We start from the raw sequence: 20,024 nt of genomic DNA, 5'->3' as shown, positions 1-20,024 counted from the left end.
TTTGTGTCAGCCAGGGGGATATCAGCACCCTCTTGCCTGCGCTGTGAAACGCGGTATTTTGAAAGCAATTGAGAGGTGGCTTCATGCGATCGAGTCCATATCTCCATGGCAAGATCCTTATCGCAATGCCCAGTGTGATTGACGAGGATTTTAACCGCGCGGTGGTTTTTCTTTGCGCTCACTCGGCAGACGGGGCGATGGGCATCGTCCTGAATAAACCCGCCGAAAATATCTCCTTCCCCGACCTCCTTGGACGTCTCGGAATTCTTCCGGCGCCAGAGGGGATCTGCCTCGCCCCGGACACTCTTAAGAGGCTGGTTTATGTCGGCGGGCCGGTGGAAAGGAGCCGGGGATTTGTTATTCACACCTCAGATTACCATTCTGACGAGTCCACCCTTCCCATAGAGGAAGGAATTGGATTGACCGCAACCATCGATGTACTGAGAGCAATTGCGTTCGGTGAGGGTCCCCGCCATGCGCTGCTTGCTCTTGGTTATGCAGGATGGGGACCAGGACAACTCGAGCAAGAGTTCAGACAAAACGGCTGGTTGTTCTGCGACCCAGACGAAGATCTCCTTTTTCATGAGAGAACTTCGGAAAAATACGAGAAAGCATTGAGCAAAATTGGTGTAGACCTGCGGCTCCTCTCCACTGAAGCGGGTCACGCATAAATCAGGCCGTGATGCAATATGAGCCTATAGCCGGTTGACTGGACGTTGCCTCTTTAGGAGCCGACGTAACGGGGGTTGAGGCCGCTCGCCAATGTGCTCCCTGGCCGGATCTTGTGCAACAATGTCAGATTCTGCTGAAGATTGCATTGGAGAGCGAGGTAAATCACGAACCGCCACCTGAACCTCCACATTCTTGGCCGAGGAACTCTTGTCCGGCTCAGACTTGGGTTCATTATGGCCACTGCTCAGCATTCCCGGTGATTTCTCACGCTCTTCCGATTTATATCCTAAATCTTCGTTGTGAATTAATGGAGTTTCAGATTCTTTCTGCGGAGAAACTGGATGCGGGTTGTCGAGACTGACTCCGAGCACACTATCCTGGTCCTCACTATTTAACTTTTCAGAGCCACCGTTTTGAAGGATGTTCGATTCAGCGATCTCCGGGGAACTGCTGAGCTCTGATGCTTCACCCGCGTTACTTGCCCCCTTGTCCAGACCCTCTGACACTGACAATCTAGATTGCATCTCGGATGTGGACGTTGGGCCATACGCTTCTCCGTCGGCCCTTGAAGAGCTGTTGCGCGAAGACGGCCGCAGACCCGATCCGTCCTTGGTCTCTCCAGCATTTTCTTCTTGTGATCCGTGAGGACCACCAAATCCAATCGAGGGAACGATCAACAGTGAACGATCGCCTGCGGGATCCAGCCCCTGCTGATGCTTGTGCGGTTCTGATTCCTTTTCCAGCTCGCCTATCGCCAAATCTTTCTTGGGATCTTTAAACTCAGTGCCGGCAGTAGAGCCGACGGATACCACGGAAAGCTGTTCGATAGCCTCGTCCGCCTGGGGTTGCACTACCAAAGCAGTTCCCATGGATTTCTCGATCTTAGATGAAGTCCCTGGTTGAATGTTCCTCGCGGAGGCAATGTGAACGTTGAAGCCGCCACGCTTCACGTCTTTTGCTGTGTCATCAAGAGCTTGTGAGGCTGCACTACTCGGATCTTCTTTTGCTGCAGGCGCTTCGTTTCCAATACTCAGACCCGGAGCCCTCGGGCGCGGGTGGGGAGTCACATTCTGTATTGGCTCTGCAGCCAATCCTGCGGGCTGCCTCAAAACAGACCCTCTGCCGGAAGCAATCTCAAACGTGTCCTGCGCGTCTGCGCTTCCGGGCGCCTGTGCTTTCGACTGAGGGGGTACACTCGTTGCCTTCAATAAAGGTTTCTCATGGTCTTCTATTTGCATCGAAGGGGCTACCGCCTTCGATGACCGAGCATCATCACGGCTCCCAATTGCCACGTCTGCCCGTCCCTTTAAGTCCTCGCCACGTTTGATAATTCTCTGCCAGAACGACGCTGATGCGATTCCATCCTTCCCAAGACGACCGCCGATTGATTGGCTTCCACCAAAGCTCTCCATAACCTGGCGCGCACTCATCGGCTCGCCGAAGTGAAAACCCTGACCGAAGTCACATCCTAGGTCACGCAAACGGTCCGCTTGGTCCGCGCTTTCAATGCCTTCAATGACTGTATCCATGCCGAGATCATGGGCCAGCAAGACAATAGCTTCGAGGATAATTTGTGCGGCATCATCGTCTGGATCGCCGTCCAAGAAGCACCGATCAATTTTAATGGTATCGAAGGGGAGCCGCCTCAAATGCGCCATAGCAGAATAGCCAGTTCCGAAATCGTCACAAGCGATCCCCACCCCGGCCTGCTGAAGGCGCTCAAGAACCATTATCGACAGCTCTGGATTCTCCATCAAGATTGTCTCGGTAAGTTCAAGCTTTAACGTTCCAGGAACAAGATCTTCTCGGGATAGGACCGTCTTTACTTCATCGATCAAGTTTCGATTGATGAGTTCTCGCGATGAAACGTTCACTGTCATGAACAGTGCTTCATCCGAGCGATATGCTCTCTGCCAAATTCCCAGCTGACGAGCCGCTTGATTCAGGACAAAACGGCCAAGCTCGTTCAGGAGGCCAGTTTCTTCGGCGAGCTGAATGAAGGCACTGGGCTCAAGCGTACCGTGAACTTCGTGCCGCCATCTCACCAGCGCCTCGAAGCCTGCCAATTTGCGGTCATGCAAACGCATGACCGGTTGATAGGCGACCTCAATCTGATTCCGATCAAGGGCGTAGCGAAGATCTTCTTCAAGATTCAACAAGCGAGGTTGCGTATCGCGCATGCTGGCAGCGAATGTAATAGCCGAATCTTTACCCTGCCGCTTTGCCTCATAGAGGGCAATTTCGGCATCCTTGAGCAAATCCTCTGCTCTGCTTTTATTTGCCTCATAGCGTACGATACCGATGCTCGCCGTTAAAAAGACCTCTTGAGGTTTAAGGGGTATCGGCTTGGCAATAATGCTCCGTAAATGATCAATATAGCTGTCGATCTGTCGACCGCCTCTTCGGGTGTCCACAATGATCCCAAAACGATCTCCGGTAAGCCTTCCAAGCGTATCGTCCGTGGCGCAAAGCGTAGCCAGTCTCCGTGCTACCGTCAGCAGTAGACTGTCGCCTACGGCGAAACCAAGGCTATCGTTGACGTGCTTGAATCGGTCCAAATCGACGACCAACAGATAGAGCGCATCGCTTGCGGTCGCATCGGCGCGTCTCATGGCTCGATCGAGCCGATCGATGAATAGGGCACGATTAGGCAAGTTGGTAACGCGGTCTCGTACTGCGTCAAAGAGGAGATGTTCCTCGGATCTCTTTCTGGCAGTAACGTCGCTCAGCGTTCCGATACATCGCGCAGCGCGCCCATGCTCGCCAGGGAGCGATCTCGCCCGAAGTTGATACCACCGATAAGTGCCGTCGCCGCGCCTTAGGCGGAAATCCTGCGAGAAGGTTCCACGGCCCCGCTGTACCGCGTTCTCGATCACACCCACATAAGCGTTTCGATCGCCGGGATGAACGAGCTCAAGCCAGCCCTTCAACCCTCCCCGGCTGATGCGTCCTTGGGCATGTCCTAAGACCCGTTCTAACTCCGGGCCGACAAACAAAGCCCCCTGCTCTTCGTTCCAATCCCAGACAATCTGCTCAGCGCCGGCCAGAGCTAATCCGCGACGTCCGCTATCCTCAAAGAACCTGCTGTTGATGACACCCTGATTAAAAGCAAATTGTGTAAGAGTGAAAGCCATTGTCAAAAGAACGAGCACCAGCCCCCAAGCCAGTACTGGCCCCACCAGATCGAGCCCGATCCACCCAAGGGCAGCTGCAAACGACCACAGTGTCCATAAAAGCAGGAACGACCAGGTGACCAATGAAGCCTGGGCTCGCACCATTCCTCGCCGCCAGAAGAGTAGGATAATGACAAAGCCAGCCACTGCAGTCGTCAGCAACAGCAGTCTGGCCAACCCCATGGAAACTGCAGGAAAGAACCACGCGGAAAAGGTGAGTACAACGCTTGCGCCAAGCACGCCGAGAAGAGGATATCCGACCGACGGCGCTCGCCTCCGCAGATCGAGAAATGTCAATAGACAGGCAATAGCACCTGTCGCCATCAGGCATTCGATGAGAGACCGGACCCGCGGTTCCACGCCCGCCATCTCGGGAAGGATGGATGCCGCCAGCGGAAGATATCCAAATTCGCTCGCGATGAAAGCCACAGAGGCGAATGCAAATACCGCAGCTGCGGGAAACGCTGGCTGGAGCCTAATGATGAAAAGGCAGAGCATGAAAACGGCAGTGAGCGTGGCAATGCCAAGAACCACACCCCGAAAAAAAGAGAGTTGCTGCTGTTGATTGTCAAAGGCGGACCTCTGCCAAAGCGACAAATTATCGACACTTGCCCCTGTAAGCTCGGCTGCGTATGTCACCGTCTCCCCCGCATTGAGACGAAGAGAGAAGGCATCCTCCTGTGGCGTAGAGAGCCGCTGAGGTTGCAGTCCCGGCGATGCCTGGATGGAAAGGATCTGAGCCGCGCCGTAGTCAGGCCAGAAGAGACCCGACCCAACGTACCCAGGCCATCTGGACACAAGAACGAAATCACGCAGCAGCGGTTGTTCATTATGGAGAGTGAAGATGACAAACTGGTGCCCTGGACCGGTCCCTTTTGCCGTTACGGTCATCGCATTGTCGCGGCCCCCCTCACCACCCGGCACCGACACCACAACCTCTTTGTCGACGCTCTCAACGCGTTCCAAGACACCCGTAAGATCAACGCTGGGCGCATCGAAATTGGTGGCGACGATGTCGCGTGCATATGCAGGAGCGGAGCTTACGATGAGAAGCAAGCTCAGCAGAAAGAAAATCAATGAATGTTGCAGCCGCATAAAGCCGCTTTCTCTCCTACCCCGTGCGTGCATGATTCAGCACGTGCATAAGTCTGACTTGCCTCATTAAACTTTTGATCTTGGACCTATCTTTCTTGGTAACCTTGCGTGCAGCTGAACACCATAAAAATGCAACCTCAGTCGCCGCAAAGCTCAATCTTGCCACATCCCGGGTGAGGTCATCGTCTGGAATCATCGCTAAGTATGGCAAATGAGAGGTGGTCCTGCCAGACGCCATTAATCCGAAGGAATCCCCTTGCGTATCCTTCCTCCGTGAACCCGCAGCCTTTCAGAAGATTTATTGACGCGTCATTACTTGGAAGGCAGGCCGCCTCCAGCCTGTGCAATCTAAGGTTGTCAAAAACAAAAGGGATGATCGAGCGAACTGCTGCGGACATATAGCCTCTGCGAGCATATCGCTCTCCAATCCAGTACCCTAAGGAACAGGTTTGCGAGACACCTCGGCGGATATTGCTCAAGGTTAATCCACCCAAAAGCGTTTCGTCATCCAGTCTGTATACGAAGAACGGATAAGCCTGATCTTCGCGGACGTCGCGCCAGTATCTTCGCAATCGCCGGCGAAAAGCGCTTCGTGTCAGGTCGTCAGACGGCCATGTGGGTTCCCAGGGCACCAGAAAGGACCGACTTTGATCCCGTAGAGAACACCAATCTTCATAGTCCGCCATCTGAGGCACATGCAAAATCACACCGTCACCATATATGACAGGCCCAAGGTCGCTAGGCGAGACGCTCCGGAGGAAGGCCATAGTCGATCAGGTGGACTCAGATCTCGATGTTAAGCGAATCTCTCTGCGATATTGTCGTAAGTAGCCAGATTTTCCAAGGCACCTACGGCGCCCACCGCGGGTGCAGTTCCATGAAAGAGCCGCTTAGCCAATCTCGCAACTGCATCCATATCAACAGCCTCAACTCTAGACACGAGTTCATCCATCTCGGGAATGCGACCGAAGACCAACTGTTGTCGTGCGATTTGATCGGCCCGCGCCGATGAACTTTCGAGCGCGGACACCAACGATGCCTTGAGTTGCGCCCGCGACCTCGCGATCTCTTGTTCTGTAACCTGTTCAGATATGTTGGTCAGGGTATCGGCGGTAACATTGAGCAATTCATCCACACGCCTCGGACTAGTCGCCGCATATACACCAAAAATTCCTGTATCATCAAACGCTGAAGCGAACGAAAAAATTGAATAACAAAGACCTCTTGCCTCTCTCACATCCTGAAATAACCTTGATGACATACCGCCACCGAGGAGCCCGGAAAGGATCTGCAGAGTATAAATATTTTCGTCGCGATATCCCATTGCAGGAAATGACAGAACAACATGGACTTGACCCAAGGGTTTAGTTGCAGTTCTTATTCCACCGACGAAACTCGCCTTTGTCCATTCAGCCGTCGGCACTGCGCGCAGTCCGCCTAAAAATACCTCGGCCTGTGTCACCAAAGCATCGTGATTTACCGCGCCAGCCGCAGCAACGACGATCCGATTCCCGGAATAATGGGCATCTCTAAATTTGATGATGTCAGAGGCGGAAAAGTTCATAACCCGATCTGAGGTTCCCAGGATCGGCCTTCCTAAAGGCTGATCTGGATAGGCAGCCTCGTGCAAAAGATCAAACACCAGATCATCGGGTGTGTCCTCGGCCGCCGAGATTTCTTCGAGAATAACCTCCCGCTCTCGTTCCAATTCCGGAGCCTGAAAGACCGGATGAATGAGGATGTCAGACAGCACGTCCATGGCCAATGCAAGGTCCTCCTTCAGAACTCTTGCGTAGTAGGCTGTGCTCTCCATCCCCGTTGCAGCATTCATTTCACCCCCAGCGGACTCGATTTCCTCAGCGATCTGTCGCGCTGAACGGCGCTCCGTTCCCTTGAATGCCATGTGCTCCAGAAGATGTGCAATGCCATTCTCGGACTCCCTTTCACTACGAGCACCCGCCTTCACGTAAATTCCTAAGGATACGGTCTTCAAATGTGGCATGTCGTGGCTGACAACTGTAACGCCGTTAGCGAGAGCGCTGGTCCTGAGGCCCATTATAGACTCACTTTGATACGAGAGTTTTGTGCGATATACTTTTGAATATCAGACAGATTTCTTGAGAATGTCACAACGCGCTCCGGACGCCCAAGCAGATCGGCCAGCCGTTCTGGCAGACTAGGTCTGGCTCCAGTCGCATCTTCTACAGCATCTGGAAACTTTGCGGGATGCGCGGTGGCCAGGGTGATGATTGGGGTAGCATCGTCAGACGGTAAAGTAGCGGCAGCAGCAAGACCCACGGCGGTGTGGGGATCAATGAGGAGACCAGTCTTTTCAAGCATCAGTTGGATTACCGCACGAGTTTCGGCTTCCGTTGCGGCGTGAGAAGCGAACTCCTTTCTGATCGAACACAGTACCTCATGATCTATGGAAAAACTTCCATGATCACGTAAGCCACCCATGCAGCTCAATATTTTTTCAGGATCTCTTCCGTAATATTCAAATAATAATCTTTCAAAATTGCTCGATATTTCGATATCCATACTCGGGCTTATTGTATGATGCACGCCTCGAATCTTATATTCACCGCTTTGCAAAGCACGATCGAGGATGTTGTTTGAGTTCGTCGCAACTAACAGATCTCTTATCGGTAACCCCATACATTTGGCCACATAACCTGCAAAAATATTTCCGAAATTTCCCGTCGGAACACAATAACTTACAGCACGAGTAGGGGCCCCGAGGGCTAAGGCAGAGGTAAAATAATACACGCTTTGAGCGATGATACGCGCCCAGTTGATCGAGTTAACTCCAGCGAGGTTCAGTGTCTCGTTAAAGTGACAATCTGCAAACATCGCCTTCACAAGGGCCTGACAATCGTCAAAAGTTCCCTCGACAGCCAGGGTGTACACATTGGAGTCGGCCACCGATGTCATCTGGCGGCGCTGAATCTCACTGATCCTTCCATGCGGATACAGAATAAAGATGTCGACGGTGGCCGAGCCTCGAAATGCGTCAATGGCAGCACTGCCCGTGTCTCCAGAAGTTGCCCCGATTATGGTTACACGCCGCGCTGTTCGCTTGTTGATGGTGTCCATGAGCTGTGACAGCAGTCGCATGGCAACATCTTTGAAAGCGAGTGTTGGTCCATGAAACAATTCAAGGAGCCAAGCTCTTGATCCTATCTGCACAAGAGGCGCCACAGCTTCATGGCCGAAATTTGCGTAGGCTCTTTCTATGCAGCCCTTAAGTTCACCACTGCTCAGATCATCCCCAATAAAGGGCTGCAGGACTGAGAACGCGATGTCCTGATACGATTTTCCAGAAAGCTGGCTCAGCTGTGGCTCGGAAAACCGGGGCCAATCTTTTGGAACATAGAGTCCCATATCTGGAGCAAGGCCCGTTGTAACGACTTCAGCGAAGCCAATTTCCGGCGCCTTACCTCTGGTGGATATATAACGCACGGCTTCCTTCCTTCTGCTTTCTAGACGGCATAGCTGCGTCAAGAGGCCGGGGTCGAGGCAACGGCTCGAAGCCGGCTCCGCAGATAAGCGGCATAAACGGCACAAAGGCAGGCAGCAAGGCCGAACCAGGTGATCGCATAGCCGAGATGTCGGTTTTGAACCTCCGGCCGCGTTGCCGTCACGATTGGCCCCTCCCCAAGGCCCACCGGCTCGGTCAACTGGACGACAACAGGCTCAACTGTTAGCCCAGCTTGCGATGCAAAGGACTTGCCTAACCCAGACTTGTCCCACCAATACCAGGAATCCACATCAGGGCGGTTCTCGGGGGTGAACAACCCCTGCCCCTCGTCATGCGAGCGAATGACCCCCTGAATGATGACTTCCCCGGATGGCAAGTCGCGCTTGGTATTTTTTGCCGCCTCCGGCACGAAGCCTCTGTCTACCATTAGCGCTGTGCTTCCCGCCAGAAGCAACGGAGACACGACACGCCACCCCGGCTGACCTTCGTGAAGGCTATAGATATGTCGCTCCTCCGCAACAAACTTTCCACGACCAGTCACAGGAAAAAAATCGGCCAGATCTTGAAGTTGAGGACTTGGCATAGTGGTCAGATCAGTCGGTGTCATGCTCAGCTGCAACTCAATGTGCTCCAGCAGCTGCTGCTTCCACTCCATCCTTCGGATCTGCCAGAAACCAAGGCTTATCAGAACTCCCAACACAAGGAGGCTAGCCAATGTGACAGGCAGCAGCGATCGCGCTTTTGCAAGTCTGAGCCCCATCCCTCAGCTGTCGTGGCCAAACAAGCGGCCTTGTTCGGCATCAGAGTGATATTGCTGATTAATGAGCACGCCCTTCATGGGCCGTAGCAGTCCGAGCGTCAGTATCAAAACGAGGGGCAACCAAAGAACTGCATGCACCCAATACGGCGGCTGATAGGCGACTTCTGTGAACAGAGCGGCCGCGACAACGGCAAACCCAGCAATAAGAATAATGAAAACGGCTGGACCATCCCCTGCATCCGCAAAGGAAAAGTCCAGACCGCAGGAAGCACATCTCGATGCGGGCTTGAGATAGCCATCAAACAGCTTCCCCTGGCCACATCGTGGACAGCGTGCCCTCATCCCAGTTGTTATGGGCGAGAGCCGAGCAAAATGCATATCACGACGGTGTGGCTCCAGACGGACTTGAGGCCCATCTTCAGTAGGCGCCATGGGATCCCCAAACATAGATGCACGCAAACAGAAACAGCCAGACCACATCGACGAAATGCCAGTACCAAGCAGCAGCCTCAAACCCGAAGTGCTCCTTCGGAGTAAAGTCGCCCTTGAGCGCACGAAACAAGATCACAATTAAAAAGATAGTACCTATGATGACGTGAAAGCCGTGGAAACCCGTCGCCATGTAGAACGTCGATCCATAGATGTCGCCATCATTGAACCGACTAAACGCAAACTTGGCATGGGCATACTCGAAGGCTTGAACCGCGCTAAAAAGTACCCCGAGCACGACAGTGCAAACCAAGCCCCACTTTAAACCGCGACGATCGCCGTGAAGGAGTGAATGGTGAGCCCACGTGACCGTCGTCCCGGAGGTGAGCAAGATTAGAGTATTGATGAGTGGCAGATGCCAGGGATCAAAGACTTCCACGCCTGATGGGGGCCAAATACCTCCGGTCGCTTCCACCCGAGCGGCCTGAATTGCCTCGTTCGTGAAAAGGCTGGCGTCGAAGAATGCCCAGAACCATGCCACGAAGAACATGACTTCTGAAGCAATGAACAACAGCATTCCATATCGCAGGTGTAACTGAACAACCGGCGTGTGGTCGCCTTCGTAACCCTCGCGAATGACATCACGCCACCACATCCCCATCGTATAAAGAATGCTGACGAGGCCGATTACCATGATCCAGCTTGTGGATCCGTGGAACCACATTACGGCACCAACTGCAGCTATGAACGCCGCAACCGCGCCGAGTGCAGGCCAGGGACTGGGGTTGACCAGGTGGTAGGGGTGATTCTTGGCGTGGCTGTCAGCCATGTCCCTCAGCTCCAGTTTTGTCGGAAGCACCTAAAGAGGGCCTCCTGCTCGATTGGTCTTTGTCTTGCGGTGGAACCAGCTTATCTCCGTCCTTGTTATAGAAGGTATAGGACAGAGTGACTGTTCGAATTCCTGCGGTATCTTCATCCTTCGCGATCTCTTCATCCACGAAGAATAGCACTGGCATGTCGACACTTTCCCCGGGCTTTAATGTTTGCTCGGTAAAGCAGAAGCAGTCAATCTTGTTAAAGTAGAAGCCGGCTCTTTCAGGAGTAACATTGAAGGTGGCCATCCCGGTGACAGGCTTGTCGGAATTGTTAACCGCGCGATAATAGATTAGCTTCTGCTCTCCTAGAGCAGCATCAACTTCGCGTTGTTCGGGACTGAATTTCCAGTTCAATCCCGGACTGACATTTGAATCGAAGCGAATTTTTATTCGCGAATCTTCTATGATGCTTCCAGGCCCAGCCTCTGCGCGCTGCGGCGTACCGCCATAACCTGTCACTTGGCAAAACAACCGATATAATGGTACGGATGCATAAGACAGACCGACCATCAACAATACAGTAGCCGCGCAAACGCCGACCACAAGTCGGTTTCGCTTTGTTTGAGTTGCCCGATCTTCAGCTGAAGAAACCATCATCAACCTGTTAGAAACTGCGGCCAGCGACATTGCCGCCAAGACGAACGACGGTGGTGACAAAGAATAAAACAGCTAGGAAGAAGAGAAACCAGCCCAGCGCAATGGACCGACGGCGTCTCCTGCGGACTTCCTCGGCCGTTAATCTACGCCCGACATCATCATCCTTCACATCGAACTCCGTCACAGCCATGGAAGGGATAACCTCTGGACACCAGATACACCCTCTACGAGGAGCATCGCAAAGATCAAAAACAAGTAAACAATAGAATAGGCGAAAAGGTTCTTTGCGGAGCGATAATCTCCGATCTTGGCCCGGTCTCTGTATATTTGCGTGGCGAATGCAATGAAGAGAACTCCGAGCACCGCGGAGACGATCAAGTACGGCATGCCCGCCAATCCAACGGCACATGGCAAAAGCGTCGTGGGAACAAGCAGAAGCGAATAGATGACGATTTGCTTCCGCGTTTCCACCTGTCCGTAAACGACAGGCATCATCGGAACGCCTGCCCTGGCATAGTCGTCTGACCGGTACAGAGCGAGCGCCCAAAAATGGGGCGGGGTCCACATAAAGATGATGAGAAAAAGAACTATGCTTTCGATACCGACAGAGCCTGTAACGGCAGCCCATCCAATCATCGGAGGAAAGGCACCCGCAGCACCTCCGATGACAATATTCTGCGGTGACCGGCGTTTCAGCCAAATCGTATAAACAAAAACATAGAAGGCGATCGTCACAGCAAGCAGGATCGATGCGACCCAATTGACGAGCACGCCCATCATGAGCACAGAACCGCATGCCAAGGCGATTCCAAATCCCAGGACATCTCCAGCCGGGATTGACCCGCGGGGGATCGGGCGCGTTGCAGTTCGGGTCATCAGGGCGTCAATGTCGGCGTCGAACCACATGTTGAGCGCTCCGGCTGCACCAGCGCCCATTGCGATGCACACTAAAGCGACTAATCCTATCCAAGGATGAATGTGCCCTGGAGCAACAAAAAGGCCCACCAGGCTGGTAAACAGCACCAGCGACATGACTCGCGGCTTGAGCAGAGCCAAAAAATCTCGGACATCAGCTATAACAGAGACGTTCTCAAGCGAGTGGCGGACGCTAGAAACAGCCATTGGTACCCTACCGATACTCACATCTCTCATTTCTGTTTCACCTTGAGAATGCAGAGCGGAATGCACATTCCGCTCCTGAACCCCTTTGTGTCCCACCCTCGCCTACTTGATCCTCGGGAGGGTGTTGAACTGATGGAAGGGGGGAGGCGATGATAGCGTCCACTCAAGCGTTGTGGCTCCGGCGCCCCAAGGATTGTCTGCCGCCTGCCTCTTGCGGGCGAATGCCTCGACGATGCCGACGAAGAAAACCACCAGTCCCAGCAGAGAAATATAGGAGCCAATGGAAGAGACGTAGTTCCACCCTGAAAAGGCATCGGGATAATCAATATAGCGACGCGGCATGCCCGCCAAACCCAGAAAATGCTGCGGGAAGAAGATCAAGTTCACACCCACAAAGGTTATCCAGAAATGCATCTTTCCAATTGTTTCATTGTACATATATCCAAACATCTTAGGGAACCAATAGTACCATCCAGCGAAAATCGCGAATACTGCTCCAAGGGACAGGACGTAATGGAAATGGGCAACAACGTAATAGGTGTCGTGCAGGGAATGGTCCACGCCTGAGTTTGCCAGCACGACGCCCGTGACGCCGCCGACCGTGAACAGGAAGATGAAGCCAATGGCCCAAACCATAGGAGTTCGGAACTCTATTGAGCCCCCCCACATGGTAGCGATCCACGAGAATATCTTAACACCGGTCGGGACGGCGATAATCATTGTGGCTGCGACGAAGTAGGCCTGCGTATCAACGTCCAGGCCGACTGTGTACATATGATGAGCCCAAACAATGAACCCAATGAGCCCAATTGCCACCATGGCGTAGGCCATGCCCAGATAGCCGAAGACTGGCTTTTTGGAGAACGTCGAAATGATGTGGCTGATCATGCCGAAGCCCGGCAGGATCAGAATGTAAACTTCCGGATGGCCGAAAAACCAGAAGAGGTGTTGAAAAAGAACAGGATCACCGCCGGCCGATGCCTCGAAGAAAGAGGTTCCAAAATTTCGATCAGTCAGCAGCATCGTGATCGCGCCGGCAAGGACCGGAAGCGACAGCAAAAGCAGGAAGGCGGTAACCAAAACGGACCACACGAACAGTGGCATCTTATGCAAGGTCATGCCCGGTGCGCGCATGTTGAAAATTGTGGTGATGAAATTGATCGCCCCCAGTATCGAGGAGGCACCGGCGATGTGGAGGCTCAAAATAGCAAAGTCCATCGCGGGACCGGGCTGACCGGTCGTCGAGAACGGTGGATAGATTGTCCACCCACCTCCTACGCCGTACATGCCGGGGGGACCTTCGACGAACATTGAGATGAGCAACAGCGTAAAGGCTGGGGGCAACAACCAGAATGACACATTGTTCATCCGTGGAAATGCCATGTCTGGAGCGCCGATCATCAACGGCACGAACCAGTTAGCGAAGCCGCCAATCATCGCTGGCATGACCATGAAAAAGATCATGATCAGTCCATGAGCCGTGACAAAGGCATTGTAGACTTGCTTGCCCATATCGGTGGCGATGGCAGGATCGGCTCCGTAGACCATTTGTGCCAGACCATGGAAGATCTGGATTCCAGGCTCCTGTAGTTCCATCCGCATGAGCACAGACAGCAGACCGCCAATAGTCCCCGCTATGATTGCGAAGATCAGGTACATTGTCCCGATGTCTTTGTGGTTCGTTGAATAGACATATCTGCGCCATCCCGTAGGATGGTCGACATGTTCCTCATGGGCTTCTACGTGAGCCATAAAAACGACCTCTGTTCTGGTTTCATCGGTGCAGGTCTGACTGCAACAATGTTAGTAAATTACTGACTCAACTCAGTGACGTTGCTTACTGAGCTGAAGTGGCCGATTGGGCCACGCGGCGAGACTTGGCTGCAGCAAGCGAGGCCAGCAATGTCGAGTTTGCCTGGGTGACATCCCCTGCGACCGACTGTCGAACCCACGCGTCATACTGCTCCTGGGAAACCACCCGCACCTCGATAGGCATGTACGCATGACCCTGGCCACAAAGCTCGGAGCACTGACCGTAATAAGTCCCCTCCTTCTCCGCCTTGAACCAGGCTTCATTCAGTCGACCCGGTATCGCATCTATCTTCGTACCGAAGGAAGGAATGGCCCAACTATGGATCACATCACTGCCGGTTACGATCAGTCGAACTGTCGCGTTAAGCGGAACTACGATCGGGTTGTCAACAGCAAGCAACCGAGGAGTATCTGGCTCTGTCTCCTGCCTCTGCTTGAGCGCATCGCCATCCAGAAGGAGAGAGTCGAAGCTCAAGCCCTCTTGATCCGGATATTCATAGGACCAGTACCACTGGTTTCCCGTCGCTTTCACTGTCATGTCCGCGTCGGGGATCGTGCGCTCGAAGTACAGGAGGCGAAACGATGGAATCGCTATGATGACCAGAATCAAGACCGGCACCACTGTCCAGACAACTTCGATAAGGGAGTTATGGGTGGTCTTGGATGGAGTGGGGTTCGCCTTTGCGTTGAACCGGACGATCACGATGACCAGCAAAGCCAATACGAAAAGTACGATGGCTGTGATCAAAGGCATCATGATTCGATCATGAAACACGCGGACGTTATCCATAACGGGAGTGCCTGACAGCTGAAATCCCAGCTGCCACTCCTCGGGTCGTCCCAACTCGGCTGCGGCAACAGGATCGAGGCCGATCCACAAAATCCCGATAGTCGCGCCTAGAAGGAGTGCACTTGCCGTCCTTGATTGCATCGCCCGCTAACTCCTTAATCCAGTACGGGTAGAGAGACCCGGGTCCCTCAGTCGCCATTTCGCAGGGCCAGTTACTTCACCTTATCACCGGCTTGGTATAACTGGTTTCCGATTGAGATAGCAAAGAGGATGCAGATCATCGTCTAGAATGGTTCTGAACCACAATCCGAGACCCGCCGCAACGGTCGCTTGCGCGTCAAATTTTCGCGCGAGTGAAATCGTCATCCTTCGTGTCCATTCGCGACCCTTGGCGAGAACGTCCATCGTCATCGTCTGATTTTTGCCTCAATTTTCCCAGATCAACGCCTTGCGTCCACAATTGCGCTGGGACTGGCTCTTGCCCGAGGCACCTTCACCAGTGCGACTATTTGACGTCCGACGTCGGTGTTTTTGCCAGCGCCCCCGCTTTCTGGGTGGCTCACATGTCGGGTCGCCTCGTGTGGCTCTATACAGTCTGCCGGTGAAACGGGTATGAGCGTAGAGATGCGAAAGGCTTCTGACCTGCAATTCTTTCTGGGGAGTTCGACTTGAATTTTTCAACACTTCTCCGCTTCGCGCGCAGGACAAGTTTTACGGGCCTGCTAGCGCTGATGGTGTCGGGTGGTGGCATCCACGCCGCAAATGCTCAGCAGGCACAGCCCGGGCAATTTGGACCTCGTTCGCAATCGGCGCAGGCCGGCGCGCCAACGGGGCAGCCTGGGGCACCGGCTGCCCCAAAAGCTGACATAGTTGCCACGCATGGCGACTGGCAGATCCAATGCGGTGAGTTCGCCAATCCTGGTTCCGGCCCGACAGCGTCTCAAGAGGGGGCTCCGCCTCAAGGCTCCAGCGGAGGGAAGAGCGATGCAGCGAATAGCGGCGCGACAGATGCGACGAAGGTCATCCGCCAGTGCGGAATGATTCAAAGTGTACGCAATCAGGAGCGACCGAACGTTGGATTGACGCTCGTTTTGGTCAGACAGCTCCAAGGCGACAAAATGATTACGATGATGCGGGTGCTCGTCCCGATAGGGGTCTTCTTGCCAACTGGAGTGGCGCTAGAGATCGACGGGGCAGCAGTCGGTCGGGTACCATTCACGCGGTGCATGCCGCAAATCTGCATGGCGTTTGCTGAAGCGACGGGTGATACGCTTGCGAAATTGAAGAAGGGGACCAAGGCGAATTTCATCATCTACGAGGCGCCTGGTGCCGGCATAGGAATGGAAATTTCCCTGAAAGGCTTCTCTGCTGCACTCACGGATCTGGAGAAACAGTCCTCTTCCTGAGGAATTCAGCTTGGCTGAGAAACAAATGACTTCACCGGATCAGAATTTTTTCTTCGCCCAGACTGATTTGGTGAGGTCGACGGCAGAACGAATCGTCGCAGAAGCGCTGTCCGGTGCGGACGATGGAGAGCTATTCCTTGAATACCGGCAGTCGGAAAGCTTCGTTTTCGACGATGGTGTTCTCCGCGGGGCGAATTTTGATACTACGCATGGGTTCGGTCTTCGTGCGATCTGCGGTGAGGCAGCTGCATTAGCTCATTCATCGGAGATTTCCGAACCCGCTCTGCGCAGAGCTAGCGAGGCGTTGCGCACTTTGAAAAAGGGTTCAGGCGCCATCTTAACCTCGCCTCCGCCTAAGACAAACCTCATCCTATACAGTGATGAGAACCCGCTTGAGGGCGTCTCTTTTCCAGACAAGGTAAAGCTACTGGAAGCAATTGATGCTTACGCGCGGAGCCTGGACACCAAAGTGGTTCAGGTATCTGCGTCGCTGGTTGCGGAGTGGCAGGTCGTTGAGATTATCCGCGGTGACGGTTCGTCCACTCGTGACATCCGGCCTTTAGTGCGCCTGAACGTCTCCGTGGTTTCTCGCGACGGCTCGCGTCAGGAGACAGGATCATATGGAATTGGGGGGCGTGCCGGCTATACGGAATTTATTTCGGAAGCTCGGTGGAAGAGCGTTGTTGACGAGGCCCTACGCCAGAGCTTGGTAAATCTCGACTCGAGATCAGCACCCGCGGGAGAGATGGATGTCGTCCTCGCCCCCGGCTGGCCCGGAATTTTGCTTCATGAGGCAGTTGGCCACGGCCTTGAAGGCGATTTCAATCGTAAGCGAACAAGTGCTTTTGCTGACCTCGTGGGCCATCGGGTCGCGGCCAAAGGAGTAACAGTAATCGACGATGGAACGCTCGGCGGCCGCCGAGGGTCTCTTACTGTTGATGACGAGGGAACTCCCTCAAGAATGAATGTCCTGATTGAAGACGGCATTCTGAAGGGTTTCATGCAGGATCGTTTGAATGCGCGGCTTATGGGGGTCATGCCGACGGGGAATGGACGAAGACAATCCCACGCTCATCTGCCTATGCCTCGGATGACCAACACATACATGATCTCAGGCAAGCATGAGCCTGAAGAAATTATCTCATCCGTGAAGTCAGGGCTCTATGCGGCCTCATTCGGTGGCGGCCAGGTCGATATAACGAGCGGCAAATTTGTTTTCTCCTGCACTGAAGCTTACCAGATCGAAAACGGCAAGCTTGGAGCGCCAGTCAAGGGTGCGACGATTATTGGGAATGGTCCAGATGCCCTGACCCGCATTTCCATGATCGGAAATGATATGAAACTTGATCCCGGGATCGGAACTTGTGGAAAGCGCGGTCAAGGTGTGCCGGTAGGGGTGGGTCAGCCGACCATACGCCTCAATGCCATCACGGTAGGGGGTACCGGCTGACCATATGCGTCCGAAATCGTCACCGCCTCCGTTGAGGCTTGGAGATCTTGTTGAGTTCCGCCGAGGCGTTGAGATGGAGCGGAAGGCTCATCGCCCATATGACGTCTCCGCGTGTAATTCCTATGTCCTTTAGGGTGCTCTCTTCAAGTTCGGTCAACGTTCTTAGCTGCCGTCGAGTTCTCCAGTTTTGGATGACTGCGTTTAGAGGCAGCCAAAAGCTCCGGAAGAGCAGTCGATTTTTACCAACTGCAGGTTCTGCATCAGTGCGTGACATGACTACTACCTTGGTTTACGCCGCAATTTGGCGCCGATCGCCACGAGAAGGCGGCTGCTAAGTTCTAAGATAAAATGATGTATTTGACCTATCTCATCAAACGAATTAAACTCACAAAATTCATCATCTATTTTGATGTGAGAGGCCGGTGTGACCGCAGCATTGGATATCGATCTCCTAAAGACGTTTTTGGCAATTGCTGAAACTGGCTCCTTTGCTGGCGCGGCAGACGACGTAGGTCGGACGCAGTCGGCGGTGAGCATGCAAATGAAACGTCTTGAGGAGGTGATCGGAAAGCCGGTTTTTATGCGCCAAGGCCGAAAAAGTTGTCTTACCCGAGACGGGGAGCAGCTTCTTGACTATGCCAGACGCATTGTTCGCTTGAACCAAGAGGCGATGGCGGTAATGGCACAACCGGAGCTCCAGGGTATCGTTCGGCTGGGAACGCCCGACGACTATGCGGATTGCTTGTTGCCGGAAATTCTCGCTCGATTTTCTCGTACGCATCCAATGGTACAGGTTGAGGTCGATTGTCAGAGCAGCGACTTGCTTCTGCAAAATACGAAGAATGGAAGGCTGGATATGTCCATCGTGACATCACAGCCAGGAAAAGTGACCGGCGACGTCGTCCGCAGCGAACCCTTGGTATGGGCGACATCAACTCGGCACAATGTCCACCAACAAGCCGTTTTACCTTTAGCAGTGTCGAGCCCCGCATGTGCTTGGCGGGAAATGGCGACAAATGCTTTGTCCAGCTCGAACTTGCCCTACAGGATCGCGTATTCCAGCGCCAATAGCGTAGCGATTAGTGCTGCGGTGGTCTCTGGACTGGCCGTCGCGGCTATCCCAGAATTCATCGTACGACCCGGTATGCGGATCCTGGGCGAGGCAGACGGATTTCCCAGATTGGGGGAGTTTCAGATCGCAATTGTTTACGCTCCCGGAGATCTGAAAGGACCACGCAAAGTACTGGCTCAACATGTGACGGACAGCTTGGCGCGAATGCGACAGCCTTCGTCGCTTATGGCAGCTGAGTAGACAGGGTGGACGTCAACCACAGGAGTGTCCAAGGGAAGACGGGAGGCAGACGTTGCGCTGCTGATCCTAGGTCCCCGCATTATAAAGATCCGGGATACAGGGGCGGAGAGGGTTCATCGCTTGTTCCAATAGCGACCAAAACCCCACTCCTTCGCCATTCGCAAAGTGCCATTCTGATGAGACGCGTGGTCTCGTCTCAGCCGGAGGGGGCCAAACGCCCTGTGTCGCTTTAATGGCCGCACCTCACCGCTCGCCCCGTCTCTTTCTGGGGGCTCCGCTTGGCATGGATGTAGAGGTGGAGATAGATGGAGATCAGGCCCATTACCTGATTACGGTCATGAGAGTTCCGCTGCGCGGCCATGTGCGTCTTTTCAATGGCCGTGATGGTGAGTGGTTGGCTGAGATTGTCGAAATCCCTCGGAGGCGTGTGATCCTAAGGGCAGTGGAGTTGCTGAGGCGCCAGACAAGCCAATCGGACATCCATTATCTCTTTGCACCGCTGAAACATGCGCGCGTTGACTACTTGGCACAGAAGGCCACCGAGCTCGGTGCAGTTCGGCTAAGGCCGATTTTGACTGAACGTACTGTAGCGCGCCGCGTTAACGTTGAGCGGTTAAGAGCCAACGCCATCGAGGCAGCCGAGCAGTGCAATTTGTTGGCGATCCCAAGTGTTGATGAACCGATTGAGCTGAAAGCGCTGTTGGACTGTTGGCCACCAGATCGAACAATTATTTTTTGTGATGATGCCGGCGTCGCCGCGGGAAGCCTGATGAACTCTCTTTCATCATTGCGTAGCGGGCCGCTCGCTGTACTTGTGGGGCCTGAGGGTGGTTTTTCTCCAGCCGAGCGGGAACAGCTGTGCACATCCAAAGCCGTGCTTCCCGTCTCATTGGGGCCAAGAATTATGCGCGCCGACACAGCAGCGATTGCTGCACTGACACTGGTTCAGGCAACTCTCGAAAAATGGTGACGATCGGCACCTCGCTTGCTGCACGGCCTGCAGACGTTTAGATCATCTCAGCAAAATTATTTCTTCGGCGGAGCCAGCAA

18 protein-coding genes are annotated in these 20,024 nt (G+C 53.8%); 5 read left to right on the top strand and 13 right to left on the bottom strand.

What is annotated here, in order from left to right; all coding sequences use genetic code 11:
- Window positions 1-83 precede the first annotated feature (83 nt).
- Window positions 84-671, top strand: a complete 588-nt coding sequence (locus tag FKM97_RS06665) for a YqgE/AlgH family protein (protein WP_144291588.1) — start codon at window positions 84-86, stop codon at window positions 669-671.
- Between the two features lie 24 nt (window positions 672-695).
- Here the strand turns inward: FKM97_RS06665 and FKM97_RS06660 are convergent, their stop codons facing one another.
- The 12 genes from FKM97_RS06660 to coxB all read right to left on the bottom strand — a co-directional run bounded on the left by FKM97_RS06660 (window position 696) and on the right by coxB (window position 14,947).
- Complete coding sequence (locus FKM97_RS06660) at window positions 696-4,940, bottom strand: putative bifunctional diguanylate cyclase/phosphodiesterase (RefSeq protein ID WP_170240790.1); 4,245 nt, start codon at window positions 4,938-4,940, stop codon at window positions 696-698.
- 179 nt (window positions 4,941-5,119) lie between these two features.
- Window positions 5,120-5,707 carry a GNAT family N-acetyltransferase gene (locus FKM97_RS06655; RefSeq protein WP_144291586.1) on the bottom strand — a complete coding sequence of 196 codons (588 nt, stop codon included), beginning with the start codon at window positions 5,705-5,707 and terminating at the stop codon, window positions 5,120-5,122.
- Between the two features lie 29 nt (window positions 5,708-5,736).
- Window positions 5,737-6,996, bottom strand: a complete 1,260-nt coding sequence (locus tag FKM97_RS06650) for a M16 family metallopeptidase (RefSeq protein WP_144291585.1) — start codon at window positions 6,994-6,996, stop codon at window positions 5,737-5,739.
- Window positions 6,996-8,402, bottom strand: coding sequence for a threonine synthase (gene thrC, locus FKM97_RS06645; RefSeq protein WP_144291584.1), 1,407 nt, complete (start codon window positions 8,400-8,402; stop codon window positions 6,996-6,998). The genes FKM97_RS06650 and thrC overlap by 1 nt, the downstream gene beginning before the upstream one ends.
- Window positions 8,403-8,440: 38 nt before the next feature.
- A complete protein-coding gene (locus tag FKM97_RS06640; protein ID WP_144291583.1) occupies window positions 8,441-9,181 on the bottom strand; it encodes an SURF1 family protein in 741 nt (246 codons plus the stop codon).
- A 3-nt stretch (window positions 9,182-9,184) separates the two neighbouring features.
- Window positions 9,185-9,613: a DUF983 domain-containing protein gene (locus FKM97_RS06635; RefSeq protein WP_246104960.1), complete on the bottom strand. Its 429-nt coding sequence runs from the start codon at window positions 9,611-9,613 to the stop codon at window positions 9,185-9,187.
- Window positions 9,600-10,439: a cytochrome c oxidase subunit 3 gene (locus FKM97_RS06630; protein WP_144291582.1), complete on the bottom strand. Its 840-nt coding sequence runs from the start codon at window positions 10,437-10,439 to the stop codon at window positions 9,600-9,602. Before FKM97_RS06630 ends, FKM97_RS06635 begins: the two co-directional genes overlap by 14 nt.
- Window positions 10,432-11,079: a cytochrome c oxidase assembly protein gene (locus tag FKM97_RS06625; protein ID WP_144291669.1), complete on the bottom strand. Its 648-nt coding sequence runs from the start codon at window positions 11,077-11,079 to the stop codon at window positions 10,432-10,434. The genes FKM97_RS06630 and FKM97_RS06625 overlap by 8 nt, the downstream gene beginning before the upstream one ends.
- A gap of 10 nt (window positions 11,080-11,089) precedes the next feature.
- Window positions 11,090-11,272, bottom strand: coding sequence for a hypothetical protein (locus tag FKM97_RS06620; RefSeq protein WP_144291581.1), 183 nt, complete (start codon window positions 11,270-11,272; stop codon window positions 11,090-11,092).
- Entirely contained in the window at window positions 11,263-12,204 is a 942-nt protein-coding gene (locus FKM97_RS06615) for a heme o synthase (RefSeq protein ID WP_144291668.1), read from the bottom strand. The genes FKM97_RS06620 and FKM97_RS06615 overlap by 10 nt, the downstream gene beginning before the upstream one ends.
- Before the next feature lie 102 nt (window positions 12,205-12,306).
- Window positions 12,307-13,956 (bottom strand): cytochrome c oxidase subunit I, encoded by a 1,650-nt coding sequence (gene ctaD, locus FKM97_RS06610; RefSeq protein WP_144291580.1) that lies wholly within the window; start codon window positions 13,954-13,956, stop codon window positions 12,307-12,309.
- A gap of 85 nt (window positions 13,957-14,041) precedes the next feature.
- A complete protein-coding gene (gene coxB, locus FKM97_RS06605) occupies window positions 14,042-14,947 on the bottom strand; it encodes a cytochrome c oxidase subunit II (RefSeq protein ID WP_144291579.1) in 906 nt (301 codons plus the stop codon).
- 527 nt (window positions 14,948-15,474) lie between these two features.
- Between coxB and FKM97_RS06600 the strand changes: the two genes are divergently transcribed.
- Entirely contained in the window at window positions 15,475-16,212 is a 738-nt protein-coding gene (locus FKM97_RS06600) for an invasion associated locus B family protein (RefSeq protein ID WP_144291578.1), read from the top strand.
- A 25-nt stretch (window positions 16,213-16,237) separates the two neighbouring features.
- Complete coding sequence (gene tldD, locus FKM97_RS06595) at window positions 16,238-17,662, top strand: metalloprotease TldD (RefSeq protein WP_144291667.1); 1,425 nt, start codon at window positions 16,238-16,240, stop codon at window positions 17,660-17,662.
- Window positions 17,663-17,681: 19 nt separating this feature from the next.
- Here the strand turns inward: tldD and FKM97_RS27155 are convergent, their stop codons facing one another.
- Entirely contained in the window at window positions 17,682-17,936 is a 255-nt protein-coding gene (locus tag FKM97_RS27155) for a YjiS-like domain-containing protein (protein ID WP_144291577.1), read from the bottom strand.
- Between the two features lie 150 nt (window positions 17,937-18,086).
- Here FKM97_RS27155 and FKM97_RS06585 point away from each other — a divergent pair, with 150 nt between their 5' ends.
- Both FKM97_RS06585 and FKM97_RS06580 read left to right on the top strand, forming a co-directional pair.
- Window positions 18,087-18,974 (top strand): LysR substrate-binding domain-containing protein, encoded by an 888-nt coding sequence (locus FKM97_RS06585; protein ID WP_144291576.1) that lies wholly within the window; start codon window positions 18,087-18,089, stop codon window positions 18,972-18,974.
- A 232-nt stretch (window positions 18,975-19,206) separates the two neighbouring features.
- A complete protein-coding gene (locus tag FKM97_RS06580; protein ID WP_144291575.1) occupies window positions 19,207-19,944 on the top strand; it encodes a 16S rRNA (uracil(1498)-N(3))-methyltransferase in 738 nt (245 codons plus the stop codon).
- The last annotated feature ends 80 nt before the right edge of the window (window positions 19,945-20,024 follow it).

Source organism: Rhodoligotrophos appendicifer, from assembly GCF_007474605.1.
GTDB lineage: Bacteria > Pseudomonadota > Alphaproteobacteria > Rhizobiales > Im1 > Rhodoligotrophos > Rhodoligotrophos appendicifer.
This window is presented reverse-complemented; position numbering and strand designations above follow the sequence as displayed.

Excerpts from the sequence above, each read along its gene's own strand:
- FKM97_RS06665 (WP_144291588.1), top strand. The coding sequence starts at position 84 with ATGCGATCGAGTCCATATCTCCATGGCAAGATCCTTATCGCAATGCCC.
- FKM97_RS06660 (WP_170240790.1), bottom strand. The coding sequence starts at position 4,940 with ATGCGGCTGCAACATTCATTGATTTTCTTTCTGCTGAGCTTGCTTCTC.
- FKM97_RS06655 (WP_144291586.1), bottom strand. The coding sequence starts at position 5,707 with ATGGCCTTCCTCCGGAGCGTCTCGCCTAGCGACCTTGGGCCTGTCATA.
- FKM97_RS06650 (WP_144291585.1), bottom strand. The coding sequence starts at position 6,996 with ATGGGCCTCAGGACCAGCGCTCTCGCTAACGGCGTTACAGTTGTCAGC.
- FKM97_RS06640 (WP_144291583.1), bottom strand. The coding sequence starts at position 9,181 with ATGGGGCTCAGACTTGCAAAAGCGCGATCGCTGCTGCCTGTCACATTG.
- FKM97_RS06635 (WP_246104960.1), bottom strand. The coding sequence starts at position 9,613 with ATGGCGCCTACTGAAGATGGGCCTCAAGTCCGTCTGGAGCCACACCGT.
- FKM97_RS06630 (WP_144291582.1), bottom strand. The coding sequence starts at position 10,439 with ATGGCTGACAGCCACGCCAAGAATCACCCCTACCACCTGGTCAACCCC.
- FKM97_RS06625 (WP_144291669.1), bottom strand. The coding sequence starts at position 11,079 with ATGGTTTCTTCAGCTGAAGATCGGGCAACTCAAACAAAGCGAAACCGA.
- FKM97_RS06620 (WP_144291581.1), bottom strand. The coding sequence starts at position 11,272 with ATGGCTGTGACGGAGTTCGATGTGAAGGATGATGATGTCGGGCGTAGA.
- FKM97_RS06615 (WP_144291668.1), bottom strand. The coding sequence starts at position 12,204 with ATGGCTGTTTCTAGCGTCCGCCACTCGCTTGAGAACGTCTCTGTTATA.
- ctaD (WP_144291580.1), bottom strand. The coding sequence starts at position 13,956 with ATGGCTCACGTAGAAGCCCATGAGGAACATGTCGACCATCCTACGGGA.
- coxB (WP_144291579.1), bottom strand. The coding sequence starts at position 14,947 with ATGCAATCAAGGACGGCAAGTGCACTCCTTCTAGGCGCGACTATCGGG.
- tldD (WP_144291667.1), top strand. The coding sequence starts at position 16,238 with ATGACTTCACCGGATCAGAATTTTTTCTTCGCCCAGACTGATTTGGTG.
- FKM97_RS27155 (WP_144291577.1), bottom strand. The coding sequence starts at position 17,936 with ATGTCACGCACTGATGCAGAACCTGCAGTTGGTAAAAATCGACTGCTC.
- FKM97_RS06580 (WP_144291575.1), top strand. The coding sequence starts at position 19,207 with ATGGCCGCACCTCACCGCTCGCCCCGTCTCTTTCTGGGGGCTCCGCTT.